The sequence below is a fragment of the Klebsiella sp. Q11 genome (assembly GCF_964241505.1).
GTDB classification, from domain to species: Bacteria; Pseudomonadota; Gammaproteobacteria; order Enterobacterales; family Enterobacteriaceae; genus Klebsiella; species Klebsiella michiganensis.
In genome coordinates this window covers 95,580-116,866 of record NZ_CAXSXW010000020.1, presented here as the reverse complement: position 1 = coordinate 116,866, position 21,287 = coordinate 95,580, and the positions used below count along the sequence as shown (strand labels likewise).

Sequence of the window (21,287 nt, the reverse complement as noted above, 5' to 3'; positions counted from 1 at the left end):
CCCCATGTGAGAGTAGGGAACTGCCAGGCATCAAACAAGTGAAGAGCCCATCCTGACGGATGGGCTTTTTGCGTTTTATCGCCTGAGAAATCCCGTATAAAAGCACGGCAAGGATCCTTTACCAGACCTTTTTCACGATAGGGCATCCGCAGTACTTAAGCGAAATAAGTATATATCGCTTTGAAATAAAAGGTTTTTTGAACTTTACCTGGCGTCACAACGAGAGCGATGAATTGTGCGGAGAGCTTGCCGGCAAAACTACTGAAAGCCGTGACGGCGAATAGCATAGATCTATTTAAACTCAATTATTTATCGAAAACTCATCTACAAAGAATTTATTTTGTGAATAAAATAATTAGCATGAACGTTATATGAAAATAAAAATAGAGATAAACGCGTTTCTGAATATTTAACAGGAATTATATTAAGAATATTACCCGCATAACGCTTAAGTTATTCTAAAGTCATCAGGTTAACAAATAGATACGAAACCCTCTCCCCTGCCGAGCACACAGGCATAACAGCTGGACTTTTTCTGCGAAATGACTTAGTGTCCTTAACACTTTGTTAACTCGATCTGGTTTAAGTTAATTCAAATTTGCTAAAAACATAGGGTGCATTGCCTGTATGGAAGCTAACCCGGTAACGTCTTTTGACGAATAGTGCATGTTACCGGCTGGCAATATGAGAATATAAATGAAATTTCTGATTAACTGGCCTCCTTTGCGCCAACTGATACATTATATCCGGGAGCGTTTTACCTTTCTGGTCCTGCTCTGCTGGCCGGCGATCATCTGGCTGGTTTGCCGGGCGCTTGTCTGGTTAACGGATGGATTGATGGCTCTTCTGGGTAAACCCACCGACCACTCGTTTACCGTGTATCTTCAGCCGCTTATGACGCTAAGTGCTCTGCTGAGAATTTCCGTCAGCTGGGTGCTGCTGCTGTTTATCCTGTTCAGCATGGCGATGGGATTCACCTGGGCTCTGCGGCGCTTTATGAATCGCCATAAATAGCGCCGATGCCGCGACCGGCAGAGCGACATCGGTATTGCCTCAGGCCATTTCCCCGATCGTCTTACGAAAACGCAGTAGGGCGATAGTAAAAAACACGCCACCGATAGCCAGCAGCGTCAGAAACTGCGGCCAGACGATAGAGAAATCAGCGCCTCGATAAAGAATGGCCTGCGCCAGGCTGACAAAGTGGGTTGTCGGCATGGTGAGCATAATATCCTGTACAGCCTGCGGCATACTTTCCCGGGGCGTGGAGCCGCCGGAAAGCATCTGCAGCGGCAAAAGCACCAGAATCATCAGCAGCCCCAGCTGCGGCATGGAGCGCGCCACCGTGCCCATAAAAATGCCGATTGAGGTAGTGGCAAACAGGCTCAGGGCCACTCCAAGCATAAAGAGCGGTATCGAGCCTTCAATCGGTACCTGCAGCACGCCCTGAACCATCAGGATCAGGGAGAGTCCGGAAACCACCAGCACCACCAGCCCCATTGACCATATCTTCGCCATCATGATTTCAAACGGCGTGACCGGCATAACCAGCAGGTGCTCCACGGTACCATGTTCCCGCTCGCGTATCAGCGCCGAGCCGGTCAGCACGATCGCCAGCATGGTGATATTGTTGATAATTGCCATGACGGCGCCGAAACGCTCCTGCTCCAGGTTCGGGTTAAAACGCATCCTGACGGCCAGCTCAACCGGCAGCGTGCCGTTGTCCCGGTAGCGGGCGACAAAGCTGTTCACCTCGCCGGTGACGATATTCTGGATATAGCTATTGCCGGTAAACGCCTGGCTCATTCGCGTCGCGTCGACGTTAACCTGTAGCTCGGGCTGGCGTCCGGCCAGAACATCGCGCTGGAAATCCGGCGGAATATTGATGGCGAAAGTATAGCGCCCCGCATCCAGTCCGGCGTCCATCTCATTAGCTGTAATCAGCTCCGGAGGCAAAAACCAGGGCCGGTAAAAACCATTGATGATACGCGATGAAAGCTGCGACTTATCCATGTCGGCAATAGCGATGGGCGCCAGATGCAGCGAACCCGGCATAACGGTCGCGGAGGAGTAAACCGAGACGGTAAAAGCAAAGACAATCAACGTCAGCATCGCTTTATCGCCCAGCAGGCTGCGTAGCTCTTTCATCCCCAAATTATAAATATTGCGTAGTCCGCGCATTATCCCTCCTGTTTTTTCAACAGCCACACGCTCAGGCCCAGCACCAGCGGAACCGCGATAAGCAGCGGAATAAAGGATCCCCACAGGTCGGTCAGATTCAGCGCTTTGGAAAACGTTCCTCGCGCGATGGTCAGAAAGTGGCTGGTTGGATAAATCTGGCCAATCCAGCGCCCGGGTCCTTCCAGCGAAGCGACGGGGTCGATCATCCCGGAAAACTGCGTCGCCGGGATAAGCGTAATGATCGCGGTGCCGAAAATCGCCGCAATCTGGCTTTTCATAAAGGTTGAAATCAGCAGGCCAAGTCCGGTGGCGATAGTGACGTAGAGCAGCGCGGCGAGGGTGAGCGTCAGAAAACTCCCTTTGTGCGGTACGCCAAAAACAAAGACCGACAGCGCGCAGAGCAGGAAGAAGTTGAACATCCCCAGCACGATATACGGCACCTGTTTACCCAGCAGAAATTCGCTGCGGGTGGTTGGCGTCACGTACAGATTGATGATTGAACCAAGCTCTTTCTCGCGGACCACGCTGAGCGCGCTGAGCATCGCCGGGATCATCATTAACAGCAGCGGAATCACCGCCGGTACAATCGCCGGCAGGCTCTTCACATCCGGGTTATAGCGATAGCGGGTCTCGATGGAAATCAGTGAAGTATCGCGATTGGGGCTGGCCTGGCGACCGGCCATCTCCTGCAGCCAGGCCAGATGCATGGCCTGCACGTAGCCGCGCACCGTCTCCGCGCGGTTCGGCATCGCACCGTCCACCCACACGCCAATCTGCACCGGCGTTCCCCGGGCGATATCGCGGCCAAAATTAGGCGGAATTTCAATTGCTACCGCCAGCTCGCCGTTGCGCATTCTTCTGTCCAGTTCGCTATAGCTTTGCAGCGGCGGCTGTTCGATGAAGTAGCGTGAGCCGGCGATATTTTGCGACCAGCCCTGGCTGCTGACGGTCTGGTCGCGGTCGAGCACCGCAAACCGCAGATCTTCGACGTCCATACTGATCCCATAGCCCATAATAAACATCAGGATCACGGTGCCGAGCAGTGCCAGAGTCGATCGCACCGGATCGCGGCGCAGCTCAAGCGCTTCGCGGCGGCTGTAGCTAAACAGGCGCTGCAGGCTGAACGCCTGACGCGGCGCCACGCTTTCGGCTTTATGTTCCATCGCGGGAACCGGTGCAGCCTGCACATCAGGCGGCTGTGCGGCATCCGCCGCTTCCTGTAGCCAGGCGATAAACGCCTCTTCAAGGCTGGCCGATCCGCGCTGCTCCACCAGCGCCTGCGGCGTATCGCTGGCCAGCACTTTTCCGGCATGCATCAGCGAAATGCGATCGCAGCGTTCCGCTTCATTCATAAAGTGGGTGGAGATAAAAATGGTCACCCGGTCCTGACGCGCAAGATCGACCATCAGCTGCCAGAACATGTCCCGGGCTACCGGATCGACGCCGGAGGTGGGTTCATCAAGGATTAACATTTCCGGGCGGTGGATCACCGCGACCGCCAGCGAGAGGCGCTGGCGGATACCTAGCGGCAGCGAAGCGGGCAGGGTGTCCTCAACCTCTTCCAGCATAAAGCGCTGGCTCATTTCGGCGATCCGCCCCGGGATCTCCGCATCCGGGATGTGGAACAGGCGGGCATGCAGCTCAAGGTTTTGCCGTACGGTCAGTTCGCTATAGAGGGAGAAGGCCTGCGACATATAGCCAACGCGGCGGCGGGTTTCGATATCCCTGGGGTCGACCGGCTGGCTAAACAGCCACGCCTCGCCTTCGCTGGCCGGTAGCAGCCCGGTCAGCATTTTCATGGTCGTTGATTTGCCGCAGCCGTTAGAGCCGAGGAAGCCGAAAATCTCGCCGCGGGCAATGCGAAAGTTGACGTGGTCAACGGCGACAAATTGACCGAAGCGCATCGTTAGCCCACGCGCTTCAATCGCAATTTCGCTTTCATCGGCATTGCGCGGCGGGATGATCACCTCTTTATGCGCCAGGCGCTGGGCTTCGGGAAGCAGGGCGATAAACGCCTGTTCCAGCGTCTGACTCGCCGTGTGCGCTTTAAGCTCATCGGCGCTGCCGGTCGCCAGAACTTCCCCCGCGTTCATGGCCACCAGCCAGTCAAAGCGCTCCGCCTCCTCCATGTAAGCGGTGGCGACCAGGACGCTCATCTCCGGCTGACGCTGGCGGATGCTGTCGATCAGATCCCAAAACTGCGCCCGCGAGAGAGGATCGACGCCGGTGGTGGGTTCATCGAGGATCAGCAGCTGCGGGTCGTGAATGAGCGCGCAGCACAGGCCGAGCTTTTGCTTCATCCCCCCGGAGAGTTTTCCTGCCGGGCGGTCGCGAAACGGCGCCAGGCCGGTACTCTGGAGCAGCTCATTGATGCGGATGTCGCGTTCGGCTTTATCATGGCCGAACAGACGGGCGAAGAAATCGACGTTTTCATAGACCGACAGGGTATGGTAGAGGTTCTTCCCCAGCCCCTGGGGCATCCAGGCGATTTTCGGGCAGACGTCCTGGCGATGACGTACCTCGCTCATATCGCCGCCGAGCACCATAATGTTGCCGTGCTCAATCACGCGCGCGCCGGAGATCAGCGATAGCAGGCTGGACTTGCCCACGCCGTCGGGCCCGATCAGGCCCACCATACGGCGAGCGGGAATGCTCAGCGTAATGTCCTTCAGCGCGACGGTTGCGCCAAAGTGCTGGCTGACGTTTTCCAGGCGGGCGACGGTTTTCATTGCGGCAACCTCACCGTCAGCGCTTCAGGCCACGCCTGCTGGTTATCCAGGCGGACCCAGGCCATCCCGGGCAGGCCGGTCTTCACATACTCCAGATGCTCCGCCAGCAGCTCTGGCGGAATACGGGCTTTTACGCGGAACATCAGCTTCAGCCGTTCATCGCTGGTTTCCACCGTTTTAGGCGTAAACTGCGCCACGCTGGCGACAAAGCTGATATTGGCGGGGATCACCAGATTCGGCGCGGCATCGAGGATAATTCGCGCTTCGCTGCCCAGCGCCAGCAGACCCGCCTGCTCGGTAGGCAGGAAGAAGGTCATATAGACATCGGATAAATCGACCATATTCAGCACCCGGCCGCCCGCCGCCAGCACCTCTCCCGGTTCGGCGACGCGGTACTGAATGCGGCCATCGCGCGGGGCTTTCAGCTCGCTATCGTCGATATCGGCGATAATCCGCCGTTCGGTCGCCTGGGCGGCCTCGACCCGGGTTTGCGCCTGAATGATGCTGGTGCGCGCCGCCTCAATCGCGGCCCTGGCGGCAGAGACCTGCGCTTTGGCGGATTCCAGCGCCGCCCTGGCGCTTTCTGCCGCCGCCTGGTCGTCATCCAGCTGCTGCGCAGAGACCGCGCCTCGCTGCGAGAGCGTGCTGGAGCGGACGTGTCGTTTAGCCGAAGAGTTCAGCTCCGCCTGCCGCTGCTTCACCACCGCTTCCGTAGCGCGCATTTCGCTTTGGCGCTGGTCGAGCAGGGCTTTCGCGGCGGCAATCGCGCTCTCTGCTTCCTTGATTTGCGCGGCGGCCTCCAGCCGTTGTTCGTTGAGTACCCGGGTGTCCATACGGGCCAACACGTCGCCCTGGCGAACAAACTGCCCCTCTTTGACCAGGATGGTGTCGATACGCCCGGCGGTTTTGGTGGCGATATCGACTTCTGTGGCTTCAATCCTGCCGTTACTGCTGGCAAAGCCCTCAGGAATTCCCGGCGGGCGCAGCATCCACCATGCCGCTGCGGCAATCACCACCGCTAAACCAATAACGTATCCAACCCAACGCCGTTTGATTTTGTCCATACGCGACTCGCTTTGTTCCATAGGCTGAGTGGTGCGCGCTTCTCCTCCGCATGGCGGAGTTTCGTCTCTTCAGGGAAGGGAGAAATCGGGGATAAGGCCGACCGGCGCAGGGAGCCTGCAGCGCTGCTAACCGGTCAGAAAGAGGTGCGATCAATGTGGTCATCATCAGCAATCCTCGCCTTAAATGAAACACGCATATTTATTGCTACCGTCAATGTCATACTAACACCCGCAATGATTATGTCCATATACAAAGCAGGGTCTTGTTGTCGGGTTAACATAAAAACAGCGAGGAGCGCGATGGAACAATATTACCCATAATGCCTATTGGGGTTAATGCTCCGGATACCGGCGCAGATAATCTTAATCGTTCTTCATTAAATCATCGTACATATAAGCTATTCCTTAGCGCTAATAACCAGAGGATATTATTCCCTGGCGACTGGCGCATTTTTAATCTGGTTGCCCCAGGAGAACTGTTGTATGATCTCCGGCCCTGAAAATACACTCACGCCGGGCGAGCGCTTTATTCAATGAAAGATGAAAGCCAAAAATATATCTCGATTATTTTTAAGGAGTGGTTGCCGCTGTACGACAGCCTGACGCCGGAAGTGAGGGCGGTACTTAAAAATATTGCCGGGCAGCAGGCGGAGGCGTTAGCGACCCGTTTTTATGATTTTATTTTCCAGGACCCGGACATTGCGCGGCACCTTAGCTATGACTTAGTTCAGGAGCGGCTCAGCAGCTCGCTGGCCGGGTGGGTGAAAGATATCCTGATGTGCGATAAGGAAAATCTGCAGGCGCTGGCGGAGCGGCAGTACCTGATCGGCAGCATCCATTCACGCATCGGTATCCCGGCAGAGGCGGTACTGCGCGGCGCGCGCCAGCTGAAAGCCGGGCTGATTGAAAATATCCGCGATAGCCAGCTCGATCGCGAGACCAGCGTTGCCGCCATCTACTACGCCATCATGGCCATTAACATGGCGGTAGAAATGATGTGCCACGCCTATACCCTGTCGCACTATCGGGCAACGAAAAATGAAGAAGCGTACCGCCTGTATAGCCTGATGGATAACGTTCCGCTGGAATATGGCAAACAGCAGGCCTCGCTCTCCGGATGGGAAAATACCGCTATTTTTAATATCGTTAGCGATAATAAAAGCGATATTAACGGAGCGTTATTATCTGATTCTGAATTTGGCCTGTGGTTCCGCCATAAATGCGTGCGTTATTTTAACAAAAATCCGCAAATGCAGGAAATCGCCGACTTAATTAGCAAGGTGGATGCGCTGTTATCCGCCTGGAAATCCTCGTCTGAGAGTTCTGAGTATAAAAACACGCAGGCTTTGCTGCAGGGGATCCATATCCATTGCCAGCAGATCGGCAGCCAGATGGGGGTGCTGTTTAGCAGCCTGTCGCAGATGCAAAGCGGTAAGGATACGCTGACCAGCCTGCTGAATCGCCGCTATCTGCCGGTTGTCCTAAAGCATGAAGTGACGCTGGCGATGGAATATGAACTGCCGATGACGGTGGCGATTATCGACATCGACCACTTTAAAGAGATCAATGATAGCTGGGGGCACATGGTCGGCGACCGGGCGATTAAGCACGTTGCGGAGCTGCTCAGCGATAATATTCGATCCAGCGACTATATCTTCCGCTACGGCGGCGAGGAGTTTCTGCTGGTGCTGGTGGAGACCGGCGCGGCGGAAGCCTTTACTATCCTTGAGCGGCTGCGTAAAAAAATCAGCCAGCTGGCGTTTAGCGTTGGCGCTGACAATGAGATTTCGATTACCGCCAGCATCGGCTACGCCGTCCACACCGGTCATCCGGATTACAATCTGCTGCTGCGCGATGCCGACAGCGCGCTGTACGTCGCCAAGCGCGATGGGCGCAACTGCGTGAAGCTGCATGAAGGCGACGGCAACTAAGCTGCCGGGTCCTTCCCGGAGGCGGCGCGCTGCGCCTGTCCGGGCTACCGGATCGCAGACGGCTGTGAACCCGTAGCCCCGGTAAGGCGATAGCCGCCACCGGGGAATAAACCGCAGAATATCTTCCGGTCGGGCGCCATCCCGGAGGCGGCGCGCTGCGTCTGTCCGGGCTACCTGATCGCAGACGGCTGTGAACCCGTAGCCCCGGTAAGGCGACAGCCGCCACCGGGGAATAAACCGCAGAATATCTGCCGGTCGGGCGCCATCCCGGAGGCGGCGCGCTGAGCCTGTCCCGGCTACCTGACCGCAGACGGCTGTGAACCTGTAGCCCGGGCAAGGCGCCTCAGGCGCCGCCCCCGGGAGAGATGTGGCAGCGGATTTCAGTGCGGAGAGATCGCCGCGCCTCAAAACAGCACCGGCAGCCCCAGGCCGCGTTTTACTTCATGCAGCGTCCGTTGTGTCAGTTCGTGCGCCCGCTCGCTTCCCCGGCGCAGCAGCGCCAGCAGCATGCCTTTATCCTGAATATAGGTCGCCCGGCGTTCGCGTATCGGCGCCAGCAGCTCCTGTAAGCAGGTCTCCAGCGCGTTTTTGCACTGCCTGTCGCCCAGCCCTCCGCGCCGATAGTGGGCTTTCATCTCGGCAACGAAGGTCTTATCAGCATGAAAGGCGTCGAGATAAGTGAATACCACGTTGCCTTCTGTCTGACCCGGGTCGGCGACCCGCAGGTGATTCGGGTCGGTATACATGGCGCTGACCGCGCGGTGGATCTCCTCTTCGCTGGCCGAAAGGGTGAGCGTGTTCCCCAGCGATTTCGACATTTTGGCGTTGCCATCGATGCCCGGCAGGCGGCTGACGTCGCTGAGCAGCGCTTTGCAGTGCTGTAAGATCGGCGTCGCCGTCAGGCTATTCATTTTGTGCACGATCTCATTGGTCTGTTCAATCATCGGTAGCTGATCGTCGCCAACCGGCACCAGTTCGGCCTTAAAGGCGGTAATATCGGCGGCCTGGCTTATGGGATAGGCTAAAAATCCCACCGGCAGCGAGCGGGAAAATCCCTTCTGGGCGATTTCATTTTTCACCGTCGGATTGCGTTCAACCCGGGCGACGGTGACGATATTCATATACAGCGCGCTGAGTTCGGCCAGCGCCGGCAGGGCGGATTGCAGGCAAATGGTGGTCTTCTGCGGATCGATGCCGACGGCGAGATAATCGGCCATCACCTCAAGGATATTGCTGCTGATTTTTTGCGGGTTGCTGCCGTTGTCGGTCAATCCCTGGAGATCCGCGACGAGGATAAACTGCTGGTGGTCGTGCTGGAGCAGCACGCGCTGGCGCAGGGAACCGACGTAGTGGCCGAGGTGCAGCTGGCCGGTAGGACGGTCGCCGGTCAGGATCGTTTGGCTGGTGTTCATGAGTGACTCCTTAGGATGCTATCAGGCCGAAGGGCGACACTCAGAAACAACAAAGCCGCCTTCCGGCGGCTTTGAATAGAGGAAACGTCAAATCTTGCCGCCTGTTATGCAGGCAGCCACCAACGGCGGAGGTGAGAGATGACAACGTTTCTGTTCATCTTTTTATCCTGCCACGAAAAGCCGCAGCAGTAAAAGCCCTTTTTTATTCAGCGATAAACCGGCAGCAGGTTAAAGCTGGATAAAATATGAATTATTGCGTTGGCGCCGCCGAAGCACAAAATCAGGATAATCATGGCATTGCCACCCCACACCCGATAGTTCGGGCTGCCGAAACGCCTGCGCGAGGCGCGCGCCAGCAGGGCGGGGACGATAGCGGCCCAGACGGTGGCGGCGAGGCCGGCGAAACCAATGGCGTAGATAAAACCGTTAGGCCACAGCAGCCCGCCGGCGATCGGCGGCAGAAAGGTCACCAGCGCGGTTTTAAACCGCCCCAGCCGACTATCGTCAAACTTAAACAGATCCGCCAGATAATCAAACAGGCCAAGAGTCACGCCCAGGAACGAGCTGGCGACGGCGAAGTTGGAAAAGACCGTCAGCAGTAAGTCCAGGGTCGAACTGTTCAGCAGGCCGCTTAAGGTCTGCACCAGCACGTCGATGTTGCCGCCTTTTTCGGCGATAGCGATAAACGCCGGGCGCGGAATATTGCCCATTGTGCCGACCAGCCAGATGATATACAGCACCAGCGCCATCAGCGTGCCGAGCAGCAGGCAGCGGCGAATGATAAGCGGATCTTTACCGTAGTACTTCATCAGACTGGGGACGTTGCCGTGATAGCCAAAGGAGGCCAGGCAGAACGGCAGCGTCATCAGGACGTAGGGCAGATAGGACGCATTGACCTCCGCACGGTTAAACAGAATCGCGGGCTCCACGTGCCACATCAGGCCGCCGAAGGTCATAAAGAAGGTGAGGATTTTGGCGCCCAGCACGATAGTCGTCATCCGGCTTACCGCTTTCGTACTTAGCCAGACGATAAAGGCGACCACCAGCGCGAACGCCAGCCCGCCCAGGCGTGCGGGAACCGCGAGGTTCATCTGCGCAAAAGTATGCTGAATAACTGAACCGCTGGCGGAAATATAGGCGTAGGTCAGGATATATAAAACAAAGGCGACGGTCAGGCCGTTAATAATATTCCAGCCGTTTCCCAGTAAATCCTTCGTAATCGTGTCGAAGCTGGCGCCAATATGATAATTGAGATTGGCTTCGAGGATCATTAACCCGGAATGCAGCATGCAAAACCAGGTAAAAATGAGCGCCAGCAGCGACCAGAAAAACCAGGCGCCGGACATCACCACCGGTAAAGAAAACATGCCTGCGCCAATAATCGTGCCGCCGATAATCATCGCTCCGCCAATTAGCGATGGCGTATTAGTTGAGACCGCTTTTGAGACTGATAGTGTAGCCATAAGGTGCATTCCTCACGTGGCTATAATTATTATACCCGTCATACTTCAAGCTGCAGATGTGTTGGCTGCGTTCACTCACCCCAGTCACTTACCTCAGTAAGCTCCTGGGGGTTCACTCTCTTGCCGCCTTTCTGCAACTCGAATTATTTAGGGTACAGATAACGGCTGCGGGAAAACGGCTACCCGGCGCAACCCGAATGATTGAGCTTAAAGAGATGGAATTAAATTAATGGCGCTCTCATTGCGAGAGCGCCGTGATGCGGTTTATTTCACCGGTTTCAGTCTGGCGACGAAGTGGCGCAGTACCGGCGGTTCATAGGTGAAGGTCAGGCCCTTAATCGTGGCGGCGCGCGCCTTAACGGCGATCAGCGCATCAGCGATATAGTCCATATGATCGTTGGTATAAACCCGACGCGGAATGGTCAGGCGCAGCAGCTCCATCGGCGACGCCTTCTGTTTGCCGGTTTGCGGGTCGCGGCCCAGCAGCAGGGAGCCGATTTCCACGCTGCGGATGCCCGCTTCCAGATACAGCTCGTTGTTTAGCGCGTGCGCCGGGAACTGCTCCGGTGGGATATGCGGCAGCAGCAGCTTAGCATCGACGAACACCGCATGGCCGCCGGTCGGATACTGAATCGGAATGCCGCCTTCGCGCAGGCGTTCGCCGAGGTATTCCACCTGATTGATGCGATAAGCGAGGTAATCCTCGTTGGTCCCTTCTTCCAGGCCGATAGCCAGCGCCTCCATATCGCGTCCCGCCAGGCCGCCGTAGGTGACAAAGCCCTCCATCGGCACGCAGCGGATGCGCACTTCGTTGAACAGATCTTCGTCATCGCGGAAGCAGCACAGGCCGCCGATATTCACCATCGGGTCTTTCTTGGCGGACATGGTCAGCATATCGCCGTACTGGTACATCTCAAGAATAATCTCTTTCACCGATTTATCGGCGTAGCCCTCTTCGCGCTGTTTAATAAACCAGGCGTTTTCGCAGAAGCGGGCGGAGTCGATCACCACCGGAATATTATTCTGGCGGGCAATCTGATACACCTCGCGCATATTCGCCAGCGATACCGGCTGGCCGCCGGAGCTGTTACAGGTGACGGTGGTAATAATCGCCGCCACGTTTTCCGCGCCGTGTTCGGCGATGGTCGCTTTCAGCAAATCAATATCAAAGTTGCCTTTCCAGTCGTACCACGAGGTGGTATCGAAGGCTTTCGGCGTCACCACGTTAATGGCTTTTGCGCCGTTGAGCTCCACGTGCGCGGCGGTGGTATCGAAGTGGAAGTTGGAAATAAACACCGGATGCGCTGACTTGCGGCGAGCAATCAGGCTCGGGAACAGAATCTGCTCCGCGCCGCGCCCCTGATGGGTGGGAATGGTATACGGATAGCCGATAATCTCTTTGACCTTTTCGCACAGATGCTGATAGTTACGCGACCCGGCGTAGGCTTCGTCGCCCATCATCAGCCCGGCCCACTGATGGTCGCTCATCGCGCCGGTGCCGGAGTCGGTCAGCAGGTCGATATACACGTCCTGGCTATTGAGCAAAAACGGGTTATAGCCCGCCTCTTCCAGCGCTTTGACGCGATCGTCAAAGGTAGTCATGCGAATGTTTTCGACCATTTTAATGCGGAACGGCTCAGGGATACGTTTCATTTATTTTCTCCATGGGGATGCTGTGCCGCGTTTGTCTATTTGGCGACAAATAAAAAGCGCAACAAATAGCGACTAAACGCAGTGCTGAATTAATTTTTTTAGGGAGTAAGCAGCAGCGGAGAATTAACGAGGGAAGTCGTTGGAGATGCGGTGATCTAAATTATACCAGTCGTCCAGGCCGCCCTGGGCAATGAGGCGATAAATCGATTTTTGCGTCATGACATCGTCCTCTGTGGGTGAAGGGATGCCATAAAAATAAGGTAAAATGAGAAAATAACCACGATTAAAATCACAAAAAATAATTTATCGATAAGCGGAGTATAAAAATTTGACGCTCGTCGTCTTTTTAGCGTTATTGATTAGCAGGCGATGGTTTTTTGTTTTTTTATTACGCCAATAACGGCTTATTGAGTGAGGTTTTTAGCGCCTTCACCGCAATCAGTGAAGGCGCAGGCGGGACTTACATGCTGGAGAAGACGTTCATAATGATGCCGCCGGAGATGATCAGCACCATGGCGAGGATGGCCGGGATATCCGGTTTTTGCTTATAGAGGATCATCGAGCAAATCGTGACGCCGACGATACCAAAGCCGCACCACAGCGAGTAGGCGACGCCGACCGGAATGGTGCTCATCGCGCGGGTGAGGGCGAAGTAGCACAGTCCGTAGGCGAAGACCACCAGCACCGACGGCGCCAGCTTGCTGAAGCCATTGGTCTTTTTGATCATCGACGTGCCGGTGATTTCGGAGCCGATAGACAGCGCCAGCCATAAAAATCCGAGGTTAAACATAAGCGGTTCCTTTTCTGTTAGTTGGCGACTTTTTTGTCCAGAGATGCAGCGGCCGGCTGCGCGGGCGCTTCCTCGCTCTCTTCGCTACCCATTTTGGAAAACAGGTTCATGATCACGATCCCGCTGGCGATAACCGCCATACCGATAATGGCGGCGGTGTCCGGGTGCTGGCCGTAAAACGCCATTCCCAGCGTCGATACCACGAGAATGCCGGTACCGGACCAGGTGGCGTAGGCCAGACCGACGGGAATATCCTTCACCGCGCGGGATAGCGAGTAGTAGCAGGTGCAGTACAGCAGCACCAGCAGCCCGAGCAGCAGCATTTTGCTCATCCCTTCACTGCTGCCGAACATTTTGAGGGTGGAGGTGGCTGAGGTTTCGGAAACGATAACCAGCAGCATCCATAGCCAACACTTTGTTTTTGAAGACATAAGTTAAACTCCGGGTTTACTATTTAAGGTAAGGTTCTTTTTTTCTGTTTTTTAAAAAATCGATAGCGGCATCGGTCAACTGCGCTTCAGGGGCACAGGCCAGCGCCGGATTATTCACTACGTCTGTGACAGTGAGATAACGCCGCGGACCGCTCGCCGACGGCGCCGCCGCTCCGCGACCCGACGCCAGCTTCTCCAGCAATTCGTTCATGGTGCACAGCGCGATGCCGCATTCGGCCAGGCGGGCCAGCGTGGCCTGCATATGCCCGGCGTAAGCGCTATCAGGCTGCGCCCCGCGCAGCTGGTTAAGCTCGCTGGCGGGATCGCAGTGATAGCGCAGCGCCAGCACCGGCAGGCCGCTCAGCAGGGCATCGTGCACGCGGCGGGTAACCGGACCGTGCAGGGAACCCTTCACCAGATCCGCCGCCAGCGGGTAGTCGAGAAACGGCAGCAGCAGCGCCTTATACGAGGCCGAAGGCAGCCCCTGTTGCCAGTCGGCCGCCGGCAGCGTTTTACCGATAGCCCGCCACTGCTCTCCGTCGTCAATCCCGCTATCCAGCGCCAGGTGCAGGCTCTCGCCGCAGCCGGCCAGCCGCTGGCGAATAGCGTGCCGGTAGCCCGCCGCAGCGGTCACCATCACCAGTACCGGCGGCCGCAGACGCTGCATAACGCGTTCAACCAGGTCTTCCATCTGTTGGTCGGTCATGGCGAGCCTCCGTTAGCCGATGAGCGTGACCTGCGCGCCGTTTTTCAAGCCGGCGGCGTTGGCCTCTTCGGTATCAATATGAAACTCCAGCGCGAAGTCTTCGCGTACCCGCACCACCACTTCATCAAAGGTCAGCTGGCGTTCGCCGTCGCTGCGGACGCTAACCTTCTGGCCGTTGGCGACGTTCAGCTGGCGGGCATCCTGCGGCGACATATGGATATGCCGCCAGGCGCAGATCACCTGCGATCGCAGTTCAACGTGGCCTGCCGGGCCGATCAGCAGCGCGCTGCCCGCGTTCTCCAGCTGGCCGGATTCGCGAACCGGCGCTTTGATGCCGAGGGTAAAGCAGTCGGCGCGGGAGATTTCCAGCTGCGATACCGGGCGGGTTGGGCCGAGGACGCGAACGTTACTGAGTGAGCCCTTCGGACCGACCACGGTGACGCACTCCTGGGCCGCGAACTGCCCCGGCTGGCGCAGCGGCTTAAACGGCGTCAGGACGTAGCCCTTGCCAAACAGCGCTTCGACGTCCTGCTGCGCCAGATGGACGTGGCGGTTAGAGATGCCGACCGGGATAGCCGGAGCAGCGTGGCTCAGGCGGGCGGCGATTTTTTCATGGAGCAGGGTGTCGATCATGCCTTCTTCCCTTTCCTCATCGCCGCGTTTTTATCTTCCGTCGGCGCAGGCGCGGCGGCGGGTTCAGTGGGTTCCCTTGTTTCTACAGCGGCGGGCGCGACGGCTTCAGCCTCAAGCGGCGCGGCAGCTTCCGCGCGCGGCGGACGGCCTTTCAGGGTGCTGAGGGCGTCCACGACGCTGCGCTCCGGACGGGCGATCGTCAGGGATTTGACCTGCGGGTCGATGAGCGCGGCGACGGCCACGCCGCGTTCGATAGCGGTGTGAATCGCGCTGATCTCCCCTTCAAAGCAGACGCTCACCAGCCCCGAACCGACTTTGCGGTAGCCAATGCAGGACACGCCTGCGCTTTTGCAGGCGGCATCCACGGCCTGAACGGCGGCAACTAACCCTCGCGTTTCAATTACGCCTAAACTTTTCATTGTCGGCTCCTGTTAATGGCGGACTAAGCGAATATCAAAATCAAACTGCGTGAAGAACGTTTCCAGCCGGTCTAACTCCTCGGCGGAATAAGTTGGGTCCCGGGCGATGGGGTAAGGCATATCGAGGCGCTCATATTTTTTGCGCCCGAGCTGGTGGTACGGCAGCATATCGATGCGGCGGATATTTCCGCGCTTCGCCAGCTTTTGTACGTAATCAATGGCCCCGGTAATGGCATCGAACGAGTCGTTATAGCCGCGAACCAGCGGCATGCGGATAATGACGTTAGCGCCGGAGTCCACCAGCCACTCCAGGTTGCGGCGAATGCCTTCGTTACCGATGCCAAATAATGCTTTATGGTGCTCGCTGTTAATTTGCTTAATATCGAATAAGAAGGTGTCGGTCACCGGCGCCAGCTTTTGATAATTAGCCAGCGGCGTAGTGCCCTGCGTTTCCACGGCGGTATTGAGCATCATCTTTTTGCATTCGCTAAAGAGCGCGACGGCAAAATCGGTCTGCAGGCTCATTTCCCCGCCGCCGATGGTGACGCCGCCGCCGGAGGAGATATAAAAGTCGTAGTCCTGCATGATGATCTCCATCAGTTCGCTGACGGTGACATCTTTGCCCATAATATCCAGCGCGTTCTGGGTGCAGATCTCTTCGCACTTGCGGCAGCCGATACAGTCTTTATTACGGTTGACGAAATGCTTCATTTCGCCGTTTTCTTCCGCCCGATAATGAATTCCCGCCGGGCAGACGTTGACGCAGTCGCCGCAGTTAATGCATTTATCCTGTGAGAACATCACCTGAAACTGGCTATTCAGCCCTTCCGGGTTAGCGCACCACGGGCAGCGAATATTGCAGCCTTTGAAAAAAACCAGCGTGCGGATCCCATCGCCGTCATAGATCGAATATTTCTGAATATTGAATATTCGCCCGGTTAGTTCTTGTTTTGCGCTCACATTTACCTCCAGAAATACGATCGGGACATCCGTGTCCAAAAACGTCCGTGTTTTTATCAGAACTTCTCAATTACCGTACGGCTGATAATCTCGTCCTGAACTTCTTTGCACAGCTCAACGAAGTAGGCGCTGTAGCCCGCGACGCGGACGATCAGGTCGCGGTATTTTTCCGGCTCCTGCTGGGCTTTTTTCAGCACTTCGTTATCGACATAGCTGAACTGCATCTGGCCGTTGCCGAGAATCGACGCGGTGCGCAGCAGGGTAATCAGGCCGTGACGACCTTCCGGGGTATCCAGCAGCCCTTTGAGGAACTTGAAGTTGTGCACCATGCCGATATTCATGGTTTCGACGTTCATCTTGCTCACCGACTTGATGATCGCCGTCGGACCCTGTTTATCCGCGCCCTGAGTCGGGCTGATACCGTCGGAGAGCGGCATCCACGCCAGGCGACCGTTCGGCGTGGCGTTGGTCAGCTCACCGATCGGCGTGTTGTTGGAGATGGATAGTGTGCCGTGGCTCAGGGTGGAGTAGAGCATCTTGTACTTACGGCACTCGCGCTCGGTCCACTCGGTGATATCCAGTGCATACTGGTCAACGTAGTTATCATCGTTGCCGTATTTCGGCGCGTTGAGGCAGTCGCGACGCAGGCCTTCAAAGCCTTCGAAGTTCGCCAGCAGCGCGTCGCGCATCTGCTCAAGGGTGTATTTCTTATCTTCAAACACCAGCTTACGAATCGCCGCCATGGAATCGACGTAGGTCGCCAGACCGGAGAAGATCAGCCCCGGGCCGTGGTTGATCATCGCGCCGCCGGCGGCAACGTCTTTGCCTTTTTCCATGCAGCCTTCCACCAGCAGCGACATCAGCGGCTTCGGCGCCACGTCGCGGTGCACGCGCTGGCTGATGACCGTCCCGATCGCCGACAGGCGTACGATATGGGCGATCTGTTTTTTCACCGCCGCGTCGAAATCCTCGAAGGTGTGCAGGTCGCGCAGGTCGCCGGTATCCAGCCCCTGATAGCTGTCAAACAGCACCATCCGGCCGCGGTTTAAAACGAACTCAATGGCGATGGGCCACTGGGTGTAGCCGGTGGAGGTCCACTGATAGATGCGGCCGGATTTCTGCGGCTCGACGCAGCCCATCAGACAGTAGTCGCGGGCGTCTTCGAAATCGAAGCCTTTACGCAGCATCATTTTGATATGGGAGTCGTCGAAGTGGCAGGCCGGGAAGCCCATCCCCGCTTTGACGACGTCGACGATTTTTTCCATATACTTCTGCGGCGACTGGTTGTGAATACGGCAGGCCAGCGACGGCTGGTAAACCTTCACAAAGCGCACGGCGTCCATGATCAGGTAGGTCAGGTCGTTACAGGCATCGCCGCCGGAGCGCTTCTGACCGCCGACGGTCAGGTTGATAAACGGCTGATAGCCGGCGAAATATTTCGCCCCCAGCTCGCTGGACATCCACATCAGCTCGGCGCATTTGATGATAAACGCCTGCAGCAGCTCCAGCGCGGTGTCGTGAGTCAGGCGGCCTTCGCGGATATCGGCTTCAAACATCGGGTAGCAGTACTGGTCTACGCGTCCCAGGGACAGTCCGGTCTGGTTCTCTTCAATTTCAAACAGCGACTCCACGGTCCAGATGCTCTGCAGCGCTTCCTGCAGGGTTTTCGGCGGATTTGCCGGCACGTTCTGGTTCACCTCGGCGATGGTCAGCAGCTCGGCGCGACGCTGGGCGTTCTGCTCAATCGCGGCCAGTTCGCGGGCGCGGGCGGCGATGCGGTGCGCGTAGTTAATCACCCCTTCGCAGGTTTCAATGGCCGCCTTGTAGTAGTAAATACGGTCGATATCTTCCGGGTTTTCCATACTCAGGCTGGCAAGGTGCGCCTCGGCGTCGGCTTTAATGCCGTTCATCCCTTTGGTAAACAGCAGCACGTCGTAGCCCGGGCAGGTGTCGCCGCCGCCGTTGATCTGGTGGTAGGAGAGGTCGCTGACGAAGGTCTCGCCGCTGAACGCCCACACCCCCGCTTCGCGGTACTGGGCTTCGCAGATTTCATCCAGCGAGCGGCCTTCCCAGAACGGCACGATCTCTTCGCGGATGGTTTTTTTATCTGCTTCGCTGATCTCAAACGGATCCTGCGGACGGGTGCTCATGGTATCGAGTTCGTCGCGCACCCAGCGCCAGGCGATATCCGGCGAGAAGGCGCCCGCGCGCGGCTTGCCGCACGGATGACCGACGATCAGCTCATCGTCCTGAATCAGAATCGGCGCGGTTTCGCAGGCGTGGCGGAAGGCTTTGGCGCGCAGCAGAATCGTCGGCATGCCGGGGTTGGCTTTGACCACTTCGGTAAAGGCCAGCGCGCGGTAGATAGAGACGCTCGGGCGCACGGTCAGGTAGTGGTTACGCAGGCGCTGCATGCGCGGGGTCAGCCCTTCTGCTGCCGGCGTCTCGCCGGCGGCGGCAAACGGGGCGGCGGAAACGTGCTGGACGCCCTTGAACAAACGCACCGGCAGATGCAGGGCGCTCAGGTTGTGCTGTGCGCTGAGGAACATGTCGGAGAGTTCGTTAATGCGCGCGTTCTCAAGGCTTGCGCCGTGGAGCAGGGCGTCGAACATCGGATAACCGTCGATCGCGCAGGCGGCGCGCACTTCGCACAGCTCCGCCAGCTTGAACCACAGCGATTCGACGATTTCATACGCCTGCTGCGGGGAGAGCGCGCCGTTGTTGATATCGTGCTGGTAGTAAGGCAGCAGGGCTTTGTCGGCGCCTTCCGGGTTGACGGCGTAGCTGCCGTTATCGAGCTGGAGCGCCAGCTGGAACAGATAAAAGGCCTGGCACGCCTCTTTGAAGCTGCGCGCCGGATGCGCCGGAACGTGGTGCAGGATGGCGGCGCTGTCCAGTAGTTCCGCCCGGCGGTAAGCGTTGGTTTCCGCGGCGGCCAGCTGTTCGGCGCTGTTGGCCAGGTTTTGCGCCAGCGCCAGCAGGGCATCGCAGGCGTAGATGGCTGCGCGGCAGCCGTTGACTTCATCCATGCCGCTGCGGCTGACGGCGCTGCCCAGCGCGCGGGTTTTCTCTTCCAGCTGATGTTTTATCGCCAGCACGCCTTTTTCGATCACCAGCTTGTAATCCGGGGAGTCGAGATCGCTATTCAGGTTGAGGAACTGGAACGCGGACGGGCGACGGACGGCGCTCTCGTCGTGGAAAATCGCCCCGTGCGGTTTGCGGGTCTGGTTGCCGACGATCAGCTCGTCGGCGCTGATGCACAGCGGCAGCTGGCGCATCAGTTCATAGAAGCGGCGCGCCGGTTTGACGGAGGCGGGAACCCCGGCGATATCGCCATCAAGGGCGTTGAGCGTGGTGGCATGTTCGGTGCACAGGGTGCTTTTTTGTGAGAGTAAACGTTCTGCCAACACTTTGACGCGCGGCGTTAAGCTGTAGTGTGCCATGGGTAAGGTTCTCCAAATCTTGTTATCAGTGGCCCTGAACGGCGTTGCCGGTCCATGCCCGGCGATAGAGTTCGGTCAGTGCGTGAGCATCCGGCGCGCGTGGGTTCGTCGGGGTACAGCTGTCGCGTAACGCCTGGCCGACCATCTCCGCCAGCCGTTGTTCAAACTCGTCTGCAAGGACGCCGGTATCGCGAATGCCGCCCGGCATGCTCATTTCGTCTTTTAGCGCCTGAATGGCGACCAGCAGGCTGGCGACGCCCTGGCGGGTAGTGGCCGCGGGCAGATCCAGCAGATGGGCTAATCGGGCGTATTTGCGGGCGGCATCGGTATCGCACTGCCCGTGATAATCGGCGTTCCAGGCCACCACGTCCGCCATCAGCAGGGCGTTAGCGCGGCCGTGGGGGACGCGAAACACGCCGCCGAGCGCGTGGGCGAGGCTGTGGGTGATGCCCAGCGAGGCGTTGGTGAAAGCCATGCCCGCCATGCAGGAGGCGTTGTGCATCTTTTCCCGCGCCAGCAGGTCGCCACCGTTGCGCCAGCAGGTCGGCAGAAAGCGAAATACCTGCTGCACCACTTTCTCCGCCAGCGCATCGGAAAAGTCGCTGGCGGCGAGGGAGACATAGGCTTCCAGCGCGTGACACAGCACGTCCATCCCGGTATCGGCGGTGATCGCCGGCGGCACCGAGGCCACCAGCGCCGGGTCAAGAATGGCGATATCCGGCAGCAGCGACGGGTCCACCAGCACCAGCTTCTCGGCGTGGGCTTTCACCACTGAAAAGGCGGTGACCTCAGAGCCGGTGCCGCTGGTGGTGGGGATCGCCACAAAGCAGGGCGGCTCGCGGTGAGCGTCCGGACGGGTTTGCGCCAGGGCGAAAATAACCGCTTTGGCTGCATCAATCACCGAACCGCCGCCCAGCGCGATAACCAGATCCGGATAGCTGTTATCCATCCGCTTCATACCGCTCACCACGGTGGCGATATCCGGGTCGGCCACCACGTCGTCCCAGACCTGGAAAGCGATGCCGCGCGCATTGAGGATCTGCGTGACGCGATCGGCGAGGCCAAACTTAACCATCGCCTGGTCAGTGACCAGCAGTACGTTGCGGGCGGGCAGCTCGTTCAGGATGGCAAGCGCATCCTGACCAAAGCGAATCCGGGGTTTCAGCAAAAATTCACTCATTGGGTTATTGACTCCTTAAGCGTCCCGAAACACGTTCTCGACAATGGCGACCACCGACATGGCCTTGTAGCGCTCTTTGTTGAGCGCCAGGTACTCTTCGGCCAGCACGATGTCGTGCATACCGGCGCCGACGCTATCAACGGCAACCCAGGTCTGGTCTTTCATCGGCTGCTGGTCATCATCTAATTTGACGATCAGCAGCAGGTTGCTGCCCCTTAGCTCATCGCACTTCTGCGTGGCGACGACATGTCCGACTACCTTTGCGAGAATCATTGTTTTTATCGCCTTATATCAA

Annotated in this window: 18 protein-coding genes; 2 read left to right on the top strand and 16 right to left on the bottom strand. The window is 57.6% G+C overall.

Going from position 1 to position 21,287, the window contains the following annotated elements; translation table 11 throughout:
- Positions 1 to 696: 696 nt before the first annotated feature.
- Positions 697 to 1,014 carry a hypothetical protein gene (locus tag ACESQ2_RS25880; protein ID WP_014227738.1) on the top strand — a complete coding sequence of 106 codons (318 nt, stop codon included), beginning with the start codon at positions 697 to 699 and terminating at the stop codon, positions 1,012 to 1,014.
- 39 nt (positions 1,015 to 1,053) lie between these two features.
- Here the strand turns inward: ACESQ2_RS25880 and ACESQ2_RS25875 are convergent, their stop codons facing one another.
- The 3 genes from ACESQ2_RS25875 to ACESQ2_RS25865 are packed head-to-tail and all read right to left on the bottom strand — an operon-like array spanning position 1,054 to position 5,971.
- The gene (locus tag ACESQ2_RS25875) at positions 1,054 to 2,178 is read right to left on the bottom strand and encodes an ABC transporter permease (protein WP_373171544.1); all 1,125 of its coding nucleotides are present in this window, start codon (positions 2,176 to 2,178) and stop codon (positions 1,054 to 1,056) included.
- Positions 2,178 to 4,907: a ribosome-associated ATPase/putative transporter RbbA gene (gene rbbA, locus ACESQ2_RS25870; RefSeq protein WP_373171543.1), complete on the bottom strand. Its 2,730-nt coding sequence runs from the start codon at positions 4,905 to 4,907 to the stop codon at positions 2,178 to 2,180. Before rbbA ends, ACESQ2_RS25875 begins: the two co-directional genes overlap by 1 nt.
- On the bottom strand, positions 4,904 to 5,971 hold the full coding sequence (locus ACESQ2_RS25865; protein WP_004098195.1) for an HlyD family secretion protein: 1,068 nt from the start codon (positions 5,969 to 5,971) through the stop codon (positions 4,904 to 4,906). The genes rbbA and ACESQ2_RS25865 overlap by 4 nt, the downstream gene beginning before the upstream one ends.
- 533 nt (positions 5,972 to 6,504) lie before the next feature.
- Between ACESQ2_RS25865 and ACESQ2_RS25860 the strand changes: the two genes are divergently transcribed.
- The gene (locus tag ACESQ2_RS25860) at positions 6,505 to 7,902 is read left to right on the top strand and encodes a diguanylate cyclase (protein WP_046878027.1); all 1,398 of its coding nucleotides are present in this window, start codon (positions 6,505 to 6,507) and stop codon (positions 7,900 to 7,902) included.
- 404 nt (positions 7,903 to 8,306) lie between these two features.
- Here the strand turns inward: ACESQ2_RS25860 and trpS are convergent, their stop codons facing one another.
- The 13 genes from trpS to ACESQ2_RS25795 form a co-directional block, all read right to left on the bottom strand.
- Positions 8,307 to 9,314 (bottom strand): tryptophan--tRNA ligase, encoded by a 1,008-nt coding sequence (trpS, locus tag ACESQ2_RS25855; RefSeq protein ID WP_047724640.1) that lies wholly within the window; start codon positions 9,312 to 9,314, stop codon positions 8,307 to 8,309.
- Between the two features lie 206 nt (positions 9,315 to 9,520).
- Entirely contained in the window at positions 9,521 to 10,777 is a 1,257-nt protein-coding gene (gene mtr, locus ACESQ2_RS25850; RefSeq protein WP_004098211.1) for a tryptophan permease, read from the bottom strand.
- Between the two features lie 264 nt (positions 10,778 to 11,041).
- On the bottom strand, positions 11,042 to 12,430 hold the full coding sequence (tnaA, locus tag ACESQ2_RS25845; RefSeq protein ID WP_004128455.1) for a tryptophanase: 1,389 nt from the start codon (positions 12,428 to 12,430) through the stop codon (positions 11,042 to 11,044).
- 123 nt (positions 12,431 to 12,553) lie between these two features.
- Positions 12,554 to 12,649: a tryptophanase leader peptide gene (tnaC, locus tag ACESQ2_RS25840; protein ID WP_004098218.1), complete on the bottom strand. Its 96-nt coding sequence runs from the start codon at positions 12,647 to 12,649 to the stop codon at positions 12,554 to 12,556.
- Between the two features lie 241 nt (positions 12,650 to 12,890).
- Positions 12,891 to 13,220, bottom strand: coding sequence for a multidrug efflux SMR transporter (locus ACESQ2_RS25835; protein WP_004098219.1), 330 nt, complete (start codon positions 13,218 to 13,220; stop codon positions 12,891 to 12,893).
- Between the two features lie 17 nt (positions 13,221 to 13,237).
- Positions 13,238 to 13,651: a multidrug efflux SMR transporter gene (locus ACESQ2_RS25830; protein ID WP_014227744.1), complete on the bottom strand. Its 414-nt coding sequence runs from the start codon at positions 13,649 to 13,651 to the stop codon at positions 13,238 to 13,240.
- A gap of 19 nt (positions 13,652 to 13,670) precedes the next feature.
- Positions 13,671 to 14,357 carry a hypothetical protein gene (locus tag ACESQ2_RS25825; RefSeq protein WP_049069958.1) on the bottom strand — a complete coding sequence of 229 codons (687 nt, stop codon included), beginning with the start codon at positions 14,355 to 14,357 and terminating at the stop codon, positions 13,671 to 13,673.
- Positions 14,358 to 14,369: 12 nt separating this feature from the next.
- Positions 14,370 to 14,990 carry a phosphate propanoyltransferase gene (locus tag ACESQ2_RS25820; protein WP_014227746.1) on the bottom strand — a complete coding sequence of 207 codons (621 nt, stop codon included), beginning with the start codon at positions 14,988 to 14,990 and terminating at the stop codon, positions 14,370 to 14,372.
- Positions 14,987 to 15,409 (bottom strand): BMC domain-containing protein, encoded by a 423-nt coding sequence (locus tag ACESQ2_RS25815; RefSeq protein ID WP_004098223.1) that lies wholly within the window; start codon positions 15,407 to 15,409, stop codon positions 14,987 to 14,989. Before ACESQ2_RS25815 ends, ACESQ2_RS25820 begins: the two co-directional genes overlap by 4 nt.
- 12 nt (positions 15,410 to 15,421) lie before the next feature.
- Positions 15,422 to 16,369 (bottom strand): choline TMA-lyase-activating enzyme, encoded by a 948-nt coding sequence (gene cutD / locus ACESQ2_RS25810; protein ID WP_016807794.1) that lies wholly within the window; start codon positions 16,367 to 16,369, stop codon positions 15,422 to 15,424.
- A 56-nt stretch (positions 16,370 to 16,425) separates the two neighbouring features.
- On the bottom strand, positions 16,426 to 19,812 hold the full coding sequence (gene cutC / locus ACESQ2_RS25805) for a choline trimethylamine-lyase (RefSeq protein WP_373171542.1): 3,387 nt from the start codon (positions 19,810 to 19,812) through the stop codon (positions 16,426 to 16,428).
- A 25-nt stretch (positions 19,813 to 19,837) separates the two neighbouring features.
- Positions 19,838 to 20,992: a 1-propanol dehydrogenase PduQ gene (locus ACESQ2_RS25800; protein WP_373171541.1), complete on the bottom strand. Its 1,155-nt coding sequence runs from the start codon at positions 20,990 to 20,992 to the stop codon at positions 19,838 to 19,840.
- A gap of 15 nt (positions 20,993 to 21,007) precedes the next feature.
- Complete coding sequence (locus tag ACESQ2_RS25795) at positions 21,008 to 21,265, bottom strand: EutN/CcmL family microcompartment protein (RefSeq protein WP_004098229.1); 258 nt, start codon at positions 21,263 to 21,265, stop codon at positions 21,008 to 21,010.
- Between the last annotated feature and the right edge of the window lie 22 nt (positions 21,266 to 21,287).